The following is a 17683-nucleotide window of genomic DNA, read 5'->3' as shown; positions in this document are numbered from 1 at the left end:
GCCGTCCGTCGGCCGGGGCCGCCGTCCGCTGATCCCCTCGCGCGCCGCCAAGTCTAGGCGCACGTGAGCATGAATCAGAGGTCGCCCCTGGAATCTTGATCGGTGGGCGTAACCTGCCCGACGTGCTGAGCGAGCCGACTCTGACCAGCCGCGCCGAGGACGGGCGGCACATTCCGCTGCTTGTCTGGCGCACCGAGGCGCCCCTGCGCGCGGTCAGCAGCGGCGCGTTGGGCGGTGGGATCGGGGTCCGGCGGTGGGTGCTGAACGCGACCGTACCGATGTCGTACGACCGGGAGGACCCAGCGGCGCACCTGGCCTCGCTCGCCGCCGAGCTGGCCCTCGACGGGCCCGGGGTTGGTCTGCTGACCGGCGTCGATGTGACCGAGGTGGTGGCCCGGACCGACGCCGGGGTGCGGGCCTGGGCGACCGTCGGGCTCGGCCTGCCGGTGCCCGCCGCCGCGCCCCCGCCGGCCACGCTCGTCCAGCGCGTCGGAACGGTCAACATCGTGGTGTACGTGCCGGTCCGGCTCGCCGACTCGGCACTGGTCAACGCGGTGGCCACCGCGACCGAGGCGAAGACCCAGGCGATCACCGACCTGGGGCTGCCGGGGACCGGCACGCCCACCGACGCGGTCACCGTCCTCTGCCCGGCGGACGGGCCGGAAGCCGCGTACGGCGGGCCGCGCTCCACCTGGGGCGCCCCGCTCGCCCGAGCGGTGCACGCCGCGGTGCTCGCCGGCGGCGCCCGACCGGTCGTACCGTGGTCTGAGCAGCTCAGGGGCACAAAGTCCAACCGATCGGCTGTCGTCGGCCCGTTTAACGACCGGTAGGGTCGCCGGCGATGTACGCTGCCGCCCCCCTCCTGTCCCGCCCGCGTCGCCGCGTCGCCCTTGGCGTCGCCGCGCTGCTGGCCGCCCTTCTCGTCGCCGGCTGCGCCGACCCCGGCGGAGAGGCGCCCGTCTGGCAACCCGGCGCCGGAGGTGGTGGCACCGGCGCGCCGGTCTCCACCGCCGGCCCGAAGGCCAGCGGGTCCGCGGCCGCCGGTCAGGGTGGCGCGATCTCGCTCTCCGCCACCGGCGACATCATCATGGGCAACGCGCCCAGTCGGCTGCCCGCCGCCGGCGGCAAGGGCTTCTTCGACTCGGTCGAGCAGGCACTCAAGGCCGACCTGGTGATGGGCAACCTGGAGGAGCCGCTGACCGTCGACACCGGCACCGGCAAGTGCGGGGCCAACTCCACCCGCTGCTACCAGTTCCGGGCCCCGCCGGAGTACGCCGCGCACCTGCGCGACGCCGGGTTCGACGTGCTGAACCAGGCCAACAACCACGGCTACGACTACGGGCCCAAGGGCTACGAGAACACCCAGAAGGCGCTGGAGAAGTACGACCTGGAGCACACCGGCGCACCGGACGAGATCACCGTGGTCGACGTCAAGGGCGTCAAGGTCGCGGTCGCCGGCTTCTCGTCGTACGTCTGGTCCAACAGTCTCGTCGACATCGCCGAGGCGAAGACGGTGGTCGCCAAGGCCGCCACCATGGCCGACCTGGTCGTGGTGCAGGTGCACATGGGCGGCGAGGGGGTCGACAAGACCCGGGTCAAGCCGGGCACCGAGATGTTCCTGGGCGAGAACCGGGGCGACCCGGTGAAGTTCTCGCACGCCATGATCGACGCCGGCGCCGATCTGATCGTCGGGCACGGCCCGCACGTGCTGCGCGGCATGGAGTTCTACCAGGGGCGGCTGATCGCGTACAGCCTGGGCAACTTCGCCGGTGGCGGCAACTCGTTGAGCAACACCGGTCGCCTCGGCTGGGGCGGGGTGCTGAAGGTGTCGCTCAAGCCGGACGGCAGTTGGGCCGGCGGCTCGTTCACCTCGACGTACATGAACTCCGCCGGCAAGCCGACGATGGACCCGGAACATCGGGGCCTGGGTCTGGTCACCGAGTTGAGCCGCGCCGACTTCCCGAAGGGCGGCGCTCGGCTGGACGGACAGGGAAAGATCTCACCGCCGACCGCCGGCTGACCCGAGCAGGACCGTCCGGGGTGCGACGTAGGCTGACCGTCGTGACCAGTAGCCCTCCCGGTGCCAGCGAGACCGACCTCGGGCGCAAACGCCGCGCCCGCAAGATCGGCCGGGTGTTGGCCGAGACGCACCCCGACGCGCATTGTGAGCTGGACCACACCAACGCCCTGGAGTTGGCCGTCGCCACGATCCTGTCCGCGCAGTGCACGGACAAGAAGGTCAACGAGGTCACCCCTAAGCTCTTCGCCCGCTACCCGAACGCCGCCGCGTACGCCGGGGCCGACCGGGGCGAGATGGAGGAGCTGATCCGGCCCACCGGCTTCTACCGCAACAAGACCGACTCGCTGCTCAAGCTCGGTCAGGCCCTCCTCGACCGGTACGACGGCAGGGTCCCGGGCCGGCTCGTCGACCTGGTGACGCTCCCCGGCATCGGCCGCAAGACCGCCAACGTGATCCTCGGCAACGCCTTCGACGTCCCGGGCATCACCGTCGACACGCATTTCCAGCGGCTGGTCCACCGGTGGCGGCTGACCACCGAGACCGACCCGGTCAAGATCGAGCACGCGATCGGCGCGCTGTACGACAAGCGCGACTGGACCATGCTGTCGCACCGGATCATCTTCCACGGGCGGCGGGTCTGCCACGCCCGCAAGCCGGCCTGTGGGGCGTGCACGCTCGCGAAGCTCTGCCCGTCGTACGGCACCGGCCCGACCGAGCCGACGGTCGCCGTCAAGCTGCTCAAGGGCCCCCGTGCGCGCGATCTCGCGGCGGCAGCCGGGGTCGACCCGGAGCTGGTGCCCGCGCAGGCCGTCGCTGCGGAGGTGCCGTGAACCGGCGCCTCGCCCCGGTCGTCCTGCCGCTGCTGCTGGCCGTCGCCGGTTGCACCAGCGGCCCGGCCGACGACGATCCGGCCCCCCGCCCGGCCGCCGCGGAACGGCCGTCGCCGTTCCGGGACTGCGCCGCGCTGAGCACGGCGCCCACGGCCGCCCCGTCCGGCGCCGGCACGACGGCCTCCGCCCCGCCCGGCGCCAGCACGACGGCCTCCGCCCCCTCCGGCTCCGGCACCACGGCCTCGGCCGCTGGCGGGCAGGCGCTGCCCGAGCTGACGCTGTCCTGCTTCACCGGCGGGGCTCCCGTCGCGCTGCGGGAGATGGCCGGGCCTGCGGTGATCAACGTATGGGCCTCCTGGTGCCCCCCGTGCCGCAAGGAGCTGCCCGCTTTCCAACGCCTCAGCGAGCGGGCCGGCGGTCAGCTCCAGGTGGTCGGGGTCAACAGCCGGGACAGCCGCGGCGGCGCCCAGTCCATCGGTGAGGACTTCGGCGTCCGGTTCCCGATCCTGGTGGACCAGGGCGAGGCGCTCCAGCGTGAGCTGAAGCGCAATGCCATTCCGCTGACCCTCTTCGTCGACGCCGACGGTCGGGTCCGGCACATCGACGCCAGCGGCGCGCTCGACGACGCCCAGCTCACCGCGTTGGTCCGCCAACACCTCGGCCTGACGGTGCCGGCGTGACCCGTCGACCGCCCGAGTGGATCGAGCCGTTGCTGACCCGGCTGGGCACCGCCCGCGCCGAGGATTTCACCCGGCTGACCACCCCTGCCGAGGGGGGCCGGGAGAGCGCAGTGCTGGTGCTGCTCGGCGAGCAGCCCGGCGCGGGTCCCGACGTGCTGGTCCTGCAACGCGCCGCCACCCTGCGCAACCACGCCGGCCAGCCGGCCTTCCCCGGGGGTGCGGCCGACCCGGAGGACGCCGACGTCCGGGCCACCGCCCTGCGCGAGGCGAACGAGGAGGTGGGCCTCGACCCGGCCACCGTGACCGTCCTGGCCGAGCTGCCGAAACTGTGGATCCCGGTCAGCGACTTCGTCGTCACGCCGGTGCTGGCCTGGTGGCACGACCCGCACCCGGTGCACCCCCGGGAGCCGGCCGAGGTGGCACACGTCGCCCGGCTGCCGGTCAGCGAGCTGGTCGATCCGGCCAACCGACTGCGGGTCCGGCACCCGAGCGGCTGGATCGGTCCGGCGTTCTCAGCCCGCGGGATGCTCGTCTGGGGCTTCACCGCCGGGGTGCTCGCCACCCTCCTCGAGATGGGTGGCTGGGCCCGTCCGTGGCCACGCGACCGGGTGGTGGAGCTTCCGCCGACCCGGGCCACACCGGCCCCGTCGGCCGGCACCGACGAGGCCGACGAGAACGCCCTGCGCTGACCCCACGGTCACCATCCGCAAGCGATGGTCATCCGGCCGGCGCACTGCCCGTACGCTTGACCCGTGTCCGTCGTGGATCTCGTCCTGCTACTGCTCATGCTCGTGTTCGCGATCAGCGGATACCGCCAGGGTTTTGTCATCGGCGTCACGTCGTTGTCCGGCTTCTTCCTGGGTCTGTTGCTGGGTCTCCAGCTCGGGCCGCTGTTTGCCAGACAGTTCGTGGACGCCGGCACCCGCGTGCTGATCTCGCTCGTGGCGATCTTCGGGCTGGCGGTGGTCGGGCAGGCGCTCGCCGGCTGGCTCGGCTCGCACCTGCGTAAGACGATCACCAGCGACGTGGGTAAACGGATCGACGACATCGGTGGGGCGTTCGTCTCGCTGTTCGCGGTGCTCCTGCTCGCCTGGCTGGTCGCCGTGCCGCTCGGCTCGTCCTCGGTGCCCTGGCTCGCCGCGTCGGTCCGCAACAGCGCGTTGATCACGGTGGTCAACCAGGTCCTGCCGGAGCAGGCCCACGAGTTGTCCACGGCGCTGGAGGACACCGTCGACACCGACGGTTTCCCGGACGTCTTCGGTGACCTCGCGCCCACCCGGGCCCGGCAGGTCGACCCGCCGGACCCCGCCCTGGCCGGCTCGCAGGTGGTGGTCAGCGGTCGGCAGTCGGTCGTCAAGGTGCTCGGCTCCGCGCCCAGCTGCTCACGCCGTATCGAGGGTTCCGGTTTCGTGTACGCGGACGACCGGGTGATGACCAACGCGCACGTCGTGGCCGGCACCCGTTCGGTAGCGGTGGAGTTGGGCGGCGAGCGGTACGACGGCAAGGTGGTGGTCTACGACCCGAACCGGGACCTGGCGGTGCTGCTGGTGCCCGGGCTGCCCGGCCCGTCCCTGCGGTTCGCCGCCGGCAACGCGGGCAGCGGCGCCGACGCCATCGTGCTCGGCTTCCCGCTGGACGGCCCCTACAACGCGCAGTCGGCGCGTGTCCGGGACGTCGACCGGATCAACGGCCCGGACATCTATTCCTCCGCCGACGTGACCCGGGAGATCTACACGATTCGGGCGCTGGTCCGCAGTGGCAACTCGGGCGGTCCGCTGCTCTCCGCCAACGGCCTGGTGCTTGGCGTGATCTTCGCCGCCGCGTCCGACGACCCCAACACCGGCTTCGCCGTGACGGCGGCCGAGGCGCGCCCGGTGGCGTTGGCCGGCGCCGAACGCAACCGGCAGGTCGGCACCGGCGAGTGCACCTGAGCCTCGCGTGGGGTCAGCTCAACTCCGTGCCGACAGCGTGGGCCGGCCGTCTGACGGTCGGCAGCTTCGCCCGCCCCCATCGCAGCCCCCGGTCCAGCACGGCACGAGCCATGATCGCCACGCAGGTGCCGCCGTTCAGGAAGGACGCCACCACGTCGCTCGGGTGGTGCATACCCCGGTACATCCGGGTCAGCGCCACGCCCAGCGGCACCATCAGCAGTAGCGTCCACCAGGCGACCTTCGCCCCGGTGCTCTGTGCCCGCACCGCCATCAGCACGGCGATGCCGACGTAGAGCGCCACCGCCGCCGAGGTGTGCCCGGACGGGAAGCTCGACGTGGGTGGCGAGACGTCCATGTGCTCCACCGCCGGCCGCCGTCGGTCGATCGCCAGCGTGGTCAGCAGGAACACCAACGCCTGGGCGGTCACCGCCGCGCACAGAAACAGAGGCTCCCGCCAGCGCTTCAGCCAGAGTCGCAGCGCCAGCGCCACCAGCACGGTGACCACGACGATCATCTGGGTGCTGGCCAGCGTGCTGAACACCAGCGAGACGTTGTTCCAGTCGCCGGTGCGGTCGGCGGCCAGCTCCCGGTTCACCGTGTCCTCCACGGTGAACGGCCAGGTCCGGGCGAACACCCGGGTGACCAGCACCCCGAGCAGCACCATGACTCCGAGCAGGAGGGACACCGGCAGCAGCACCCGCCGGACGATCTGGACCACGGTGTCGGACATGGGGTGCCCAGTACCCGGCCAGCTTCGTCGCCACTCCTCAGGCCGCTCCCGGGTGCCGCTCGACCTCGGGAGCGACGCCGTCGCGGGTCGGCCGGACCGGCCGGAGGCCGGTGTGTGCCCGCCAACTGGTGAACGCGGCGGTGGTCGCCGCGAGCACCGCCACGCCGAGCAGCCAGCCGCCCACCACGTCGCTGGTGAAGTGCACACCGAGCGCCACCCTGCTCAGCCCGGTCACCACGGTCAGCAGCACCGCGGCGACCCACAGCGCGGCGCGCACCATCCCCCGCCCGGCGTACGGCAGGAGCACCAGCACCAGCACCCCGGCGGCCAGGGTGGCGTTGAGCGCGTGCCCGGAGGGAAACGAGTAGCCGGCGGCCCGGGCCACCGGGTCCAGCAGTTCCGGCCGGTCCCGACCGACCAGGAGCTTGAGCAGCGGACCGACCGAGCCGCCGACGACCATGGTGGTGGCCGCCCACAGGGCCAGACGACGGGCGCCCCGGCGCAGCAACCAGACCACCAGGAGCAGGGCGACGGCGCGCAGCGGCATCGGCGCGAACACCTCGGTCCAGATCCGCATCAGCACCACCCAGGCCGGGTGATCCTGCGCGTAGTCGTGCAGCGTGTGGGTGACCCCCGTGTCCAGTCGATGCAGCGGGGCCCAGGCGCCGAGCACCAGCAGAGTGAGCAGGGAGAAGGGCACCAGCACCAGGAACGCCGCCGTCGCCGCCAGGGTGAGCCGCAACCCCAGCGCGTGGTCCCGGTCGAATCTCCGGTGTCGCCAGGACGGCTGGCCGGTGGGGGCGAGGGTGGGTGGCCGGTGCGTACTCATGGGTCCGTTCTACCCGGCCGGACGACCAGTCAGGCCTACCGGGCAAAGGGTGATCAACGGATCCGCTGACGAAGCCGGCGGAACAACAGGGCGGCACCGCCGGCCAGGGCGAGCAGAAGCACGAGCACGGTCCACACCTGCTCCGGCGCGGACGTGTCCTGACCGCCCGCCGCCCGGGCGGTCCACCGGCTCTGCTGACCGGGCGCGGCGAGGCCGAGCGGGTCGCTGCCGGCGCCGGCCACCGGGTCGTCGTCGACGGAGCCGGGTGCCGGACCGAAACCGGTCACCCCCGGCGACGTCTGGTCGTCGAGCGGATTGACGGTCACCGGCGGCACCTGGGCGGTCAGCGCGGCCACCGGGTCGACCACCCCGAACCCGAAGCGGTCGTCCCGCCCGGTCGGGCCCACGTCCCGCGCGGTGGCCAGCAACCGGTTGACGACCTCACCCGCGGGCATCTGCGGATAGCGGGACCGGACCAGCGCGGCGGTGGCGGCCACCAGCGGCGCGGCGAAGCTGGTGCCCTGCACCCGCCAGTACCCGCCGGGGGGCTTGGCGCCGACCAGCCCGCTGGCGGGGGCGGTGAGCACCGTGGCCCGGCCGGTGATCGACCCGGACCACAGGTTGTCGCTGCTGCGTTCGAGGCCGGCGACCGCGATCACGCCCGGTTCCCGGGCCGGATACCAGACCTTGCTGCTGGTGGAGGTGGCCAGGTTGCCGGTGCAGGCGACCACGACCACGTCCCGGACGAACGCGTAGTCCAGGGCCGCGGCCAGGGCCGGGCTGTCACCGCTGCCGCCCAGCGACAGGTTGATCACGCGGGCGCCGTTGTCGACCGCCCAGCGGACCCCCTGGGCGACGATCAGGGCGTCGTCGTAGCGGTTCTCCTCGTCCAGTACACGGACCGGCAGGATCCGGGCGTCCGGTGCCAAACCGACCACGCCCCGCTTGTCGTCCCCGCGCCCGGCGATCAGGCCGGCGACAGTGGTGCCGTGCCCCACCGGATCCGGGCCCGCACCGCCGCCGGCACCGACCAGGTCCTTGCCGGGCAGCACCTGACCGACCAGGTCGGGATGGTTGCCGTCCACTCCGGAGTCGACCACCGCGACCGTCACGCCCCGGCCGGTGGAGCTGCGCCACGCCGTCTCGGCCCGCAACTCGTCGAGCTGCCACTGCTCGTCGCGGACCTGGTCGCTGCGGGCGATGGTGTCACCGGGAGCGAACGCCATCGGCGCGCCGGCGAGCTGCCCCCCGCTGGTGGGCGCGGTGGCGGGCAGGGCAGCCGCGGTCGGGGCCACGACGGCGAGCGCCGCGGCCACACCGAGCAGCGCCCGGCCGGTCGCACGTCGGGCCGCTGACGGACCGCTGTACCGCACCCCAGTCACATCCCCAGCCATTCATCCCGACGGAACCATGACGATCGGAGATTACCGGTTTCCCCACCCGTCACGGGAAGAACCGGCGAGTCAGGTCACTGTGACGGCAGTTGGGCGAGCTGCACGAGGCGTACGCCCTCCCGCCGGGTGACCAGTCGACCACGCCCCGGCGGCAGCGGTCCGGGCCGTACCGGGCCGACGAGCGCGCCCTCCTCGGGGCTGCCCGCCATCACCAGCCCGGCGGTGGACAACTCCCGCAACCGCTGCACGATCGGCTCGTACTGGGCGCGGCCCGCCCCACCCGACCGGCGGGCCAGCACGAGGTGCAACCCGATGTCCCGGGCGTGCGGCAGGTGCTCCTCCAGCGCGCGCAACGGGTTCGCCGGCCCAGCCGCCACCAGGTCGTAGTCGTCCACCAGCACGAACAGCTCCGGCCCGGACCACCAGGATCGGTCCCGCAGCTGTTGCGGGGTGACCTCCGGCCCGGGGGCCCGACGTTCCAGGTAGCCGGCGGCCGACTCGACCAGGTCGGCGGTGTGTGCCGCCGCGGTGCCGTACCCGATCAGGTGCGGCGTCTCGATGGCGCCGAGCAGGCTGCGCCGGTAGTCGACGAGGATCACCCGGGCCTGCTCCGGGGTGAACCGGGTGATGATCGACGTGGCCAGCGCGCGCAGGAACGACGACTTGCCGCACTCCGAGTCTCCGAAGACCACGAAGTGTGGCTCGGTGGCGAAGTCGAGCAGCACCGGGCGCAGGTCGGCCTCCGCGATCCCGATCGGCAGCCGCAGCCCGGTCGTCGAGGTGAGGTCCAGATCGGCGTACGGCAGCACCGGGGGGAGCAGCCGCACCCGGGGCGCAGGCGGGCCCGCCCAGCCGTCGGCGGCCTTCTTGACCAGGTCGGCGGTGTCCCCGCCGGCGGTGCCGAGTTGCGGCAGCGCGGTGAGGAGGTGCAGGCCCTCCGCGGTCACCCCGCGGCCGGGGCGCTCCGGCACGTTCGCGGCCGCACGTCGGGCCACCAGCGAGTCGGCCGGGTCGCCGAGACGCAACTCCAGCCGGGAGCCGAACAGATCCCGGATCGCCGGGCGGAAATCCAGCCAACGCAGCGCGGTGGCGACCACGTGCAGCCCGTACGACAGGCCCCGGGTGGCCAGGTCGGTGACGAGTGGCTCCAGGTCGTCGTACTCGCCGCGGATGGTGCTCCACCCGTCGATCACCAGGAACACGTCGCCGTACGGGTCGGTGCCCGGCTGACCGGTCGCCGCCGCCCGGCGCTGCCGGTACGCGGCCATCGACTCCACGCCCAACTCGGCGAAGCGGCGTTCCCGATCGGCCAGCAGGGTGGTCATCTCGCCGACGGTGCGGCGTACGGCGGTCGGGTCGGCACGGCCGGTCACCCCACCCACCTGCGGAAGGTCGCGCAGCGCGGCCAGCCCGCCACCACCGAAGTCGAGGCAGTAGAACTGCACCTCGGCCGGTGTGTGGGTGAGCGCCAGCGCGCAGATCAGGGTGCGCAGAGCGGTGGACTTGCCGCTCTGCGGCGCGCCGACCACCGCGACGTGCCCGGCCGCGCCGTCCAACGCCAGCCAGAGCAGGTCCCGGCGCTGCTCCAACGGTCTGTCCACGACGGCCAGTGGCACCCCGAGTGCGCCGTGCAGCTCCGGGTTGCCCGCGGTGAGCCCGCGCTTCGGGTCCACCTCGACGGGGCCGAGCAGCTCGTCCAGTGCCGGCGGCTGACCGAGCGGCGGAAGCCAGACCTGGTGCGCCGGTGGGCCCTGCCCGACGAGCCGGTCCACCAGCAGGTCGAGCAGCGTCCCGCCGCCCTCCTCGTCGGTGACCACGGGCACGACCGGGGTCGCCGGCTCCGGCACCGGCACCACGTGGGTGGTGAACGTGAGCAGCCGCGCGCCCCCCTCGGCGGTGACGCCGCCCGGTGCGGTTCGACGGCGGACGGCACCGGACACGTACGCGGCCTTGAAGCGGGCCAGCGGGTCGGTGCCGGCGCGCAGGTAGCCGTGGCCCGGTGAACGGGGCAGCTCGTGCGCGTCGGCCACCCCGAGCACCGTCCGGGACTCCAGCGCCGAGAAGGTGCGCAACCCGATCCGGTACGACAGGTGGGTGTCCAAGCCGCGCAGCCGGCCCTCCTCCAGTCGCTGACTGGCCAGCAGCAGGTGCACGCCGAGCGAGCGGCCCAGTCGGCCGATCTGCACGAACAGGTCGATGAAGTCGGGCTTGGCGGAGAGCAGTTCCGAGAATTCGTCGCAGATCAGCAGCAACGACGGCAGCGGGGCCAGCGGGCTGCCGGCCGCCCGGGCCCGCTCGTAGTCACGCACGCTCGCGAAGTTGCCGGCTCGCCGCAGCAGCTCCTGGCGGCGGACCAGCTCCCCGTTGATCGCGTCCACCATGCGGTCGACCAGGGGCAACGCGTCGGCCAGGTTGGTGATCACCGCCGCGGTGTGTGGCAGCCGGTCGAACGAGGCGAAGGTGGCGCCACCCTTGAAGTCGACGAGCACGAAGTTGAGCTGCTCGGAGCTGTGCGTGGCGGCGAGCCCCAGCACCAGCGTGCGGAGCAGCTCGGACTTGCCCGAGCCGGTCGCCCCGATGAGCAGTCCGTGCGGGCCCATCCCGTCCTGGGCGGACTCCTTGAGGTCCAGCTCGATGGCGCCGCCGTCCGCGCCCACCCCGATCGGCACCCGCAGCCGGTCGCGTGCCGAGCGCGGCAGCCAGCCCTGTTCCACCGTGAAGCTCTCCGGGTCGCCGAGACCGAGCAGCTCGGGAAGGCCCAGGTCGGCCTGGAGCGGGGCGTCCGGTCCGCGCGCCGCACCGGCGAGCCGGAGCGGCGCCAGTCGCCGGGCGATCGCCTCGGCGTCCACCAGGTCCAACTGGTCGGCGGTGCCCACCTCGGCGTGCCCGTCGGACGACAACGAGTGCAGCCGCCGGCCGTGCAACTCGAGCAGCAGCGCGTACCGGTCCAGCAGGCGCGGCGGCGGGGTGTCCAGGTCCAGCACGGTGACCGCGTCGATGCCGCCGTCGCCGGTCAGGTCGCTGGCCCCGGTCAGGTCACCACCGTCGAGGACCACCACCACGTGCGGACCGTCGGTAGCCGGGCCGGCCGGGCTGAACCGGGACCGGGTGGCCAGCACGTCGGCCAGCAGCGACTCCAGCTCGGCGGCGGAGCTGGTGACCAGCCGTACCGGGCCGAGCGCGTCGGTGCGACCGGGGTGGTGCGCGTGCGGGAGCCATTTCACCCACTCCCAGCGGTTGCGGCGTTCCGGCCCCGCGCAGACCGCGATGAGCAGTTCGTCCGGGGCGTGAAAGACCGCCAGTTGGGTCAGCACGGCTCGGACCAGCGCCTGCGCCGCCGGGTCGCCGGTGGGTGGCCGGCCGGTGGCCGGGGCGTTCGCCCGGCCGCCGCCGGCAGGTCGGACATGCACCCGGGCGAAGCTGCGCAACGACAGCGCCACCGGCAGGTCCGGCACCACCGAGTACGCGTCCAGGAACCGCCGCAGCGCACCGGCGGTCATCGGTTCCAACTCCTCCAGGGGTCGGGTGACCGGCGCGACGAGCGGGGTGGCCAGGGTCTGCGGCCCGACGGCGACCCGTACCACCGCGAAATCCGGGTCGGCGGGCCGCCGTTCCCAGACCCGGTGGCTGTCCACCGTCGACCAGAGCCCGCCCGGGTCGGGGTGCCGGTAGTAGAGCCCGGCACGTTGCTGACCCGCGGTCCGCCGGACCCGGCGCCGCAGGGTGGCCAGGTGGCGCAGGTACTCCCTGCGGGCGGCCATCATCTCGGACTTCTTGGGGGTGCCGGACGCGCTGCCCCAGGACGTCACCAGCATCGCCAACGAGGAGAGCCCGAACATCCCACCCACCACGTACGAGTAGGCCCCGCCGCCCCGGCCGAACATCATCGCCATCGCCACCGTGCCGCCGAGCATGGGCAACAGCATGAGCATCTGCTGCCATCGTCCGCCGGTCACCACGGGGATCTCCGGCGGCGCCTCGACCGGCAGCTCACCGGCGGGGATCTCCGGCGCTGGTCGACGCGGCGGGCGCTTGATGACGACGGTGGACACTCGGCCTCCTGACAGCGCTGGGTAACCCGAGCCTGGCTCATGGTAGGTAAAGTCCTGTCGTCCGCGCAGCCTCCGATCCCCCTCGATATGGAGACCAGTCGATGACTACCGGGCTGGCACGCGTCACCATCAGCGCGCCGCAACGACGGGTGGACGTCGCCCTGCCGGAGCAGGTGCCCCTGGCCGAGCTGCTGCCCGACGTGCTCCGGCACGCCGGCGTCGGGCTGGCCGACGACGGCGAGCAGCACGGCGGTTGGGTGCTCCGCCGCACCGACGGCGCGCTGCTGGTGACGGCACAGGCGCTGCTGCCGCAGGGCGTCCGCGACGGCGAGGTGCTGCACCTCGTGCCGGCCCGCGCGCACTGGCCCGAGCTGGAGTACGACGACGTCATCGAGGCGATCGCCGACGGTGCTCGCCGCCGTGGCGGCGCCTGGTCGCCCACCGCCACCCGGGTCGCCGGCCTGGGCGGTGCCGCCGTGCCGCTCACGGTCGGACTGGCCGCGCTGCTCGCCGGCGGTCCGACGCACCGGGCCGGCTGGTTGGCTGCCGCCGCGGTGGCGCTGGTGCTCACCGTGGCGGGCACGGTGGCCTCCCGCGCCAACGGCGACGGCGCCGCCGGGGCGACGCTCGGCGGCTACGCGCTGCCCTACGCGTTCACGGCCGGCGCCCTCGCGGTCGGCTCCGGCGATCCGGTCGGGCCGGTCGGGCCGGCCCGCTGGGTGGGTGCCCCCGAACTACTGGCCGGCTCGGTCGCGCTGCTGCTGGTGGCGTTGATCGGTCTGCTCGGGGTGGCCAGCCGACTACGGGTCTTCGTGGGCGGGGTGACGACCGGCCTGATCGGCGCCGGGGCCGCGCTCGGTGGGCTGGTGATGACCACGGCCGGTACGGCGGCGGTGCTGCTCAGCGCACTGGTCTTCGCCGTCGGCGTGATCCCGCTGCTGGCCATCCGGCTGGGCAAGCTACCCCTGCCGCCGATCACCCTGCCGCCCTCGACCCCGGTGGAGCAGCCGGAGCGGGCCCGCGATCTGCCGGACCGCAGCCAGGTGCACGCCGCGGTGATCCGTACCGAGGAGATGCTCACCGGAATGCTGATCGGCCACGCCCTGCTGGCGGTGGCCACGGCCGTCGTACTCGCGGTCGCCGGTGGAACGGCCGGTCGGGTGCTGGTGGCGGTCACCTCGGCCGTGCTGCTGCTGCGGTCGCGGTTGTTCGTGGCGGTGCGACACCGGGTGCCGACGGTGCTCGCCGGGCTGGCCGGCTACGCGGTGCTGGGCGCCGCGCTGGTCGGCCGGGCCGACGAGGCCGGGCGGTTGGTGCTGGTCCTCGGCGGGGCGGCGCTGGCCCTGGTGGCCGTCGCCAGCGGCACCGGGTACGCCCGCCGACCGGTCTCGCCGTACCTCGGCAGGGTCGCGGACCTCACCGACACGGCCCTGGTGGTCGCCGTGGTGCCGATCGCCTGCGCGGTGCTCGACCTGTACGACCGGGCCCGAGGGCTGCTCGGTTGAGCGACCCTCGGGCCCGGTGCGTCAGCTGTCGTCAGTGGGCGGATTCGCCGCGCGCCTCGGCGTCCCTGGCCCGCTGGTAGGAGGCGTGGATCTCGGCCTCGGCCTCGGTGCGGCCGACCCAGGTCGCGCCCTCCACCGACTTGCCGGGCTCCAGGTCCTTGTACACCTCGAAGAAGTGCTGGATCTCCAGGCGGTCGAACTCGCCCAGGTGGTGGATGTCGCGCAGGTGCTCCTGGCGGGGGTCCTCGTAGGGCACGCAGAGGACCTTGTCGTCCCCGCCCTTCTCGTCGGTCATCCGGAACATGCCGATGGTGCGGCAGCGGATCAGGCAGCCCGGGAAGGTCGGCTCGGGAACCAGCACGAGCGCGTCCAGCGGGTCGCCGTCCTCGCCCAGCGTGCCCTCGATGAACCCGTAGTCGGCCGGGTACTGGGTGGAGGTGAAGAGGGTGCGGTCCAACCGGATCCGGCCGGTCTTGTGGTCCACCTCGTACTTGTTCCGGTGACCCTTGGGGATCTCAACCGTCACGTCGAAATCCATCTGCACGCTCCCTCGTCTGCCCACGCTGGCTAACGGAACCACTGGCGGCCCCCCGGACAGGTGAATGCCCACCCGCCGACTCCGGCCGCCGCATAGTCTTCGGACCGAAGTAGTGTCACCCAAGCCGTTTTTCGCTGGGGGAGGAGGGGGTCGTGGGGAGGGAAGATTCACACTACCGCCCGGACGGGGGCTCCGCGCACGGTACCGGACGTTCCGGCTCCGGCAGTGCCAAGGGGCGGGTCCCGGTGCCCGAGGCGCACCTTCCACGCGCCCCCGAACCATCGACTCCGACTCCCGAAACGGTGCCCGAGCGGCCCCCGCCGCTGCCCTGGCGCCCGCCGGCGGGTCCGGCATCACCCACACCCCCGAACACCGGTCACTTTCCGGTAGCGGGCGGCGACCGGCCGGTGAGCGGCCCACCGCGCGGCAACGCCACGGTTCCGGTCAGCCCCGCGCCGATCAGCCCGTCGTCCGGGCCGGCCACCTCCGGTCCGGGTGGGGTCCCCCCGCTGGGTCCGCCGATCTCCGCGTTGCCGGCGCCCGCCGGCGCCGCACCCGTACCCGCACCCGTACCCGCCACGCCGCCCCGCCGGAAGCGGCTGCCGGTGGTGCTCGCCGCCGTGCTGCTGCTGGTGCTCGTCAGCGTCGGAGTCGTGGTCACCCGTCCCGGCCCGGTCGCCGGATGGCTGGGCGACGACGCCGGGTCCGGGCCGAACGCGGCTGGCATGACCCCGGACCCCGCCCCGTCGGACGTGCTGGCCGGCCCGGATTCGAACGCCCCGGTGCCCACCCCGGACGGGGTTCGTGCCGCCCTCGACCCGCTGGTCGGCGCCGCCGCCCTGGGTGACCGGGTGAACGTCTCGGTCGCCGACGTGATCACCGGCCAGACGCTGTTCGCCAAGGGGGCGGACGACGGCACCGTCCCCGCATCGGTGACCAAGCTGGCGACCGCGGTGACCGTGCTGGCCGCCCGGGGGCCCGGCTACCGGATTCCCACCCGTGCGGTGGCCGGTACGAAGGCCGGCGAGGTGGTGATCGTCGGTGGCGGCGACCCGACGCTCGCGATCGACAAGAAGAGCTACTACCCGGGTGCGGCGCGCCTCGACGATCTCGCCGCCCAGGTGCGTACCGCGCTGGGCGGCACCGCGCCGACGAGCGTCACCGTGGACGGCTCGCTCTACTCCGGCCCGGTCTACGGCCCGGGCTGGGACGACGACATCCCCACCGGCGGGTCGGGCGGTGCGGTGACCGCGTTGATGACCGACGGCGCGCGTGTCGACCCGGGCGTGGAACACGGGTCCGCACCTCGGTTCGCCGAGCCGGACCTGGCGGCCGGCAAGGCGTTCGCCCGGTTGCTCGGTCTGCCGACCGACGCCGTGAAGCGTGGCACGGCGCCGGCCCAGGCCGCGGCCGGCGCCAACCCGGCACCCGGCACCGAACTGGGCGTGGTGCAGTCTCCGCCGCTGATCCGGCTGGTCGACGTCATGATCAGCGAGAGCGACAACCTGGTGGCTGAGGCGCTGGCCCGTCAGGTCGCGTTGGCCGGTAACCAGCCGGCCTCGTTCGACGGGGGCGCCGCCGCGATGGACGCCGAGGTGGCGGAGTTGGGCCTGCCGGCCGACGAGATCACCCTCTCCGACGGCAGCGGTCTGTCCCGCAGCAACCGGATCAGCCCGTCGCTGCTGACCGACCTGGTCCGGTTGGCCGCCAGCCCGGACCATCCGGAGTTGGCCGGCGTCTTCGGTGGTCTGCCGGTGGGCGGTTGGTCGGGGACCCTGAACGGGCGCTACCGCAGCGCCCCCGGCACCGCCGCGGGTGCGGGCAGCGTCCGGGCCAAGACCGGCACACTGACCGGCGTGCACTCCATCGCGGGTCTGGTCACCACCGCCGACGGTCGGCTGCTGACCTTCGCGGTACTCACCGACAAGGTGCCGGGTGGCACCGAGACCGCCCAACCGGCACTGGACCGGATCACCGCCGCGCTGGCCGGCTGCGGCTGCCGCTGACCGTCGCCGCTCCGGGGTGACGCGGGCGCCATCGGTGTCGATCGAGGGCGCGAGCCCGGGCCGGGGTGTCGCGGCGCGGGTACGGTGGGTCCATGGCGCAGTTCGTGGACTGGGATCTGGCCGCCGCCACGGCGGGGGCGTTGAGCAAGTCGGGCCCCCGGGTGTCGTACGCCGAAGCCACCGACGTGGTCGGCGACCTGCGCCGGCTGACCGACGAGGCGGCCGGGCACGTGGCCGACTACACCGGGCTGCGGGCGCAGGTGTCGCATCCGCCGGTCCGGGTGGTCGACCGCCGCGACTGGGCCGCGACCAACATCGCCGGGCTCCGCGAGGTGATCACACCGCTGATGAGCCGGCTCTCCGGCGACAAGCAGCCGGGCGCGTTGACCGAGGCGATCGGGTCCCGGCTGACCGGGGTGCAGGCCGGCACGGTGCTGGCCTACCTCTCCGGTCGGGTGCTCGGCCAGTACGAGGTCTTCTCGGCTGATCCCGGCCAGCTGCTGCTGGTCGCCCCGAACATCGTCGAGGTGGAGCGCAAGCTCGGCGCCGACCCGCGGGACTTCCGGCTCTGGGTGTGTCTGCACGAGGTGACCCACCGCACCCAGTTCACGGCCGTGCCGTGGATGCGGGCCTACTTCCTCAGCGAGGTGCAGGCGTTCGTGGACGCCTCGTCCAGCGGCGGTGAACACCTGGTCGAGCGGCTGCGGCGAGGGGTGGCCACGTTGTCCGAGGCGGTTCGTGACCCGGAGAGCCGCACCAGCGTGCTGGACATCGTGCAGACGCCGGCGCAGCGCGCCGTACTGGACCGGCTGACCGCGTTGATGACCCTGCTCGAGGGGCACGCCGAGTTCGTGATGGACGGCGTCGGCCCGCAGGTGATCCCGAGCGTGGAGCGGATCCGGGCGTCGTTCAACCGTCGCCGGGAGGCGGGCAACCCGCTGGAGAAGGCGATCCGCCGGCTGCTCGGGGTGGACGTCAAGATGCGCCAGTACGCCGAGGGTCGCAAGTTCGTGCACGGTGTGGTGGAACGGGTCGGCATGGACGGGTTCAACTCGATCTTCAACTCGCCGCTGACGCTGCCCCGGCTGTCCGAGCTGGGTGACCCGGATGCCTGGGTCGCCCGGGTGCACGGCCCGGCCGGCACCTTCCCGGCCGCTGGCTGATCACC

The 17683-nt window shown here is 73.5% G+C and carries 14 protein-coding genes; 9 read left to right on the top strand and 5 right to left on the bottom strand.

All coding sequences use genetic code 11. The annotated features are described in order from the left end of the window. Window positions 1-122 precede the first annotated feature (122 nt). The 6 genes from AB0J33_RS11115 to AB0J33_RS11090 all read left to right on the top strand — a co-directional run bounded on the left by AB0J33_RS11115 (window position 123) and on the right by AB0J33_RS11090 (window position 5461). Entirely contained in the window at window positions 123-830 is a 708-nt protein-coding gene (locus tag AB0J33_RS11115; protein ID WP_363612199.1) for an adenosylcobinamide amidohydrolase, read from the top strand. An 11-nt stretch (window positions 831-841) separates the two neighbouring features. After that, window positions 842-2020, top strand: coding sequence for a CapA family protein (locus AB0J33_RS11110; RefSeq protein WP_363612197.1), 1179 nt, complete (start codon window positions 842-844; stop codon window positions 2018-2020). 41 nt (window positions 2021-2061) lie between these two features. Continuing rightward, window positions 2062-2850 (top strand): endonuclease III, encoded by a 789-nt coding sequence (gene nth, locus AB0J33_RS11105; protein WP_363612195.1) that lies wholly within the window; start codon window positions 2062-2064, stop codon window positions 2848-2850. Continuing rightward, on the top strand, window positions 2847-3530 hold the full coding sequence (locus AB0J33_RS11100) for a redoxin family protein (protein WP_363612193.1): 684 nt from the start codon (window positions 2847-2849) through the stop codon (window positions 3528-3530). Before nth ends, AB0J33_RS11100 begins: the two co-directional genes overlap by 4 nt. Next, window positions 3527-4219, top strand: a complete 693-nt coding sequence (locus tag AB0J33_RS11095) for a CoA pyrophosphatase (protein WP_363612191.1) — start codon at window positions 3527-3529, stop codon at window positions 4217-4219. The genes AB0J33_RS11100 and AB0J33_RS11095 overlap by 4 nt, the downstream gene beginning before the upstream one ends. Before the next feature lie 63 nt (window positions 4220-4282). Next, window positions 4283-5461 (top strand): MarP family serine protease, encoded by a 1179-nt coding sequence (locus AB0J33_RS11090; protein ID WP_363612189.1) that lies wholly within the window; start codon window positions 4283-4285, stop codon window positions 5459-5461. 13 nt (window positions 5462-5474) lie between these two features. Here the strand turns inward: AB0J33_RS11090 and AB0J33_RS11085 are convergent, their stop codons facing one another. The 4 genes from AB0J33_RS11085 to eccCa form a co-directional block, all read right to left on the bottom strand. Then, window positions 5475-6191, bottom strand: a complete 717-nt coding sequence (locus AB0J33_RS11085) for a phosphatase PAP2 family protein (RefSeq protein ID WP_363612187.1) — start codon at window positions 6189-6191, stop codon at window positions 5475-5477. Between the two features lie 37 nt (window positions 6192-6228). After that, window positions 6229-7020, bottom strand: coding sequence for a phosphatase PAP2 family protein (locus AB0J33_RS11080; protein WP_363612185.1), 792 nt, complete (start codon window positions 7018-7020; stop codon window positions 6229-6231). Between the two features lie 53 nt (window positions 7021-7073). After that, window positions 7074-8414, bottom strand: coding sequence for a type VII secretion-associated serine protease mycosin (mycP, locus tag AB0J33_RS11075; RefSeq protein ID WP_363612183.1), 1341 nt, complete (start codon window positions 8412-8414; stop codon window positions 7074-7076). Between the two features lie 74 nt (window positions 8415-8488). Beyond that, window positions 8489-12466 carry a type VII secretion protein EccCa gene (eccCa, locus tag AB0J33_RS11070; RefSeq protein ID WP_363612181.1) on the bottom strand — a complete coding sequence of 1326 codons (3978 nt, stop codon included), beginning with the start codon at window positions 12464-12466 and terminating at the stop codon, window positions 8489-8491. Between the two features lie 101 nt (window positions 12467-12567). Here eccCa and eccD point away from each other — a divergent pair, with 101 nt between their 5' ends. Further along, window positions 12568-13971, top strand: a complete 1404-nt coding sequence (gene eccD, locus AB0J33_RS11065; RefSeq protein ID WP_363612179.1) for a type VII secretion integral membrane protein EccD — start codon at window positions 12568-12570, stop codon at window positions 13969-13971. 31 nt (window positions 13972-14002) lie between these two features. Here eccD and AB0J33_RS11060 read toward each other — a convergent pair whose 3' ends face one another. Then, window positions 14003-14509 carry an inorganic diphosphatase gene (locus AB0J33_RS11060; protein ID WP_109816465.1) on the bottom strand — a complete coding sequence of 169 codons (507 nt, stop codon included), beginning with the start codon at window positions 14507-14509 and terminating at the stop codon, window positions 14003-14005. Window positions 14510-15108: 599 nt separating this feature from the next. Between AB0J33_RS11060 and dacB the strand changes: the two genes are divergently transcribed. Continuing rightward, window positions 15109-16515 (top strand): D-alanyl-D-alanine carboxypeptidase/D-alanyl-D-alanine-endopeptidase, encoded by a 1407-nt coding sequence (gene dacB / locus AB0J33_RS11055; protein WP_363612400.1) that lies wholly within the window; start codon window positions 15109-15111, stop codon window positions 16513-16515. Between the two features lie 92 nt (window positions 16516-16607). Next, window positions 16608-17678: a zinc-dependent metalloprotease gene (locus tag AB0J33_RS11050; protein WP_363612177.1), complete on the top strand. Its 1071-nt coding sequence runs from the start codon at window positions 16608-16610 to the stop codon at window positions 17676-17678. The last annotated feature ends 5 nt before the right edge of the window (window positions 17679-17683 follow it).

The sequence above is a fragment of the Micromonospora sp. NPDC049645 genome, from assembly GCF_040675155.1.
Classification (GTDB): Bacteria; Actinomycetota; Actinomycetes; order Mycobacteriales; family Micromonosporaceae; genus Micromonospora.
The sequence above is the reverse complement of the archived record's forward strand: the minus strand, read 5'-3'. Positions and strand labels throughout refer to the sequence as shown.

Coding starts and splice junctions, on each gene's coding strand:
- mycP (WP_363612183.1), bottom strand. CDS start 8,414: ATGGCTGGGGATGTGACTGGGGTGCGGTACAGCGGTCCGTCAGCGGCC.
- AB0J33_RS11060 (WP_109816465.1), bottom strand. CDS start 14,509: ATGGATTTCGACGTGACGGTTGAGATCCCCAAGGGTCACCGGAACAAG.
- AB0J33_RS11080 (WP_363612185.1), bottom strand. CDS start 7,020: ATGAGTACGCACCGGCCACCCACCCTCGCCCCCACCGGCCAGCCGTCC.
- eccD (WP_363612179.1), top strand. CDS start 12,568: ATGACTACCGGGCTGGCACGCGTCACCATCAGCGCGCCGCAACGACGG.
- AB0J33_RS11050 (WP_363612177.1), top strand. CDS start 16,608: ATGGCGCAGTTCGTGGACTGGGATCTGGCCGCCGCCACGGCGGGGGCG.
- AB0J33_RS11085 (WP_363612187.1), bottom strand. CDS start 6,191: ATGTCCGACACCGTGGTCCAGATCGTCCGGCGGGTGCTGCTGCCGGTG.
- AB0J33_RS11110 (WP_363612197.1), top strand. CDS start 842: ATGTACGCTGCCGCCCCCCTCCTGTCCCGCCCGCGTCGCCGCGTCGCC.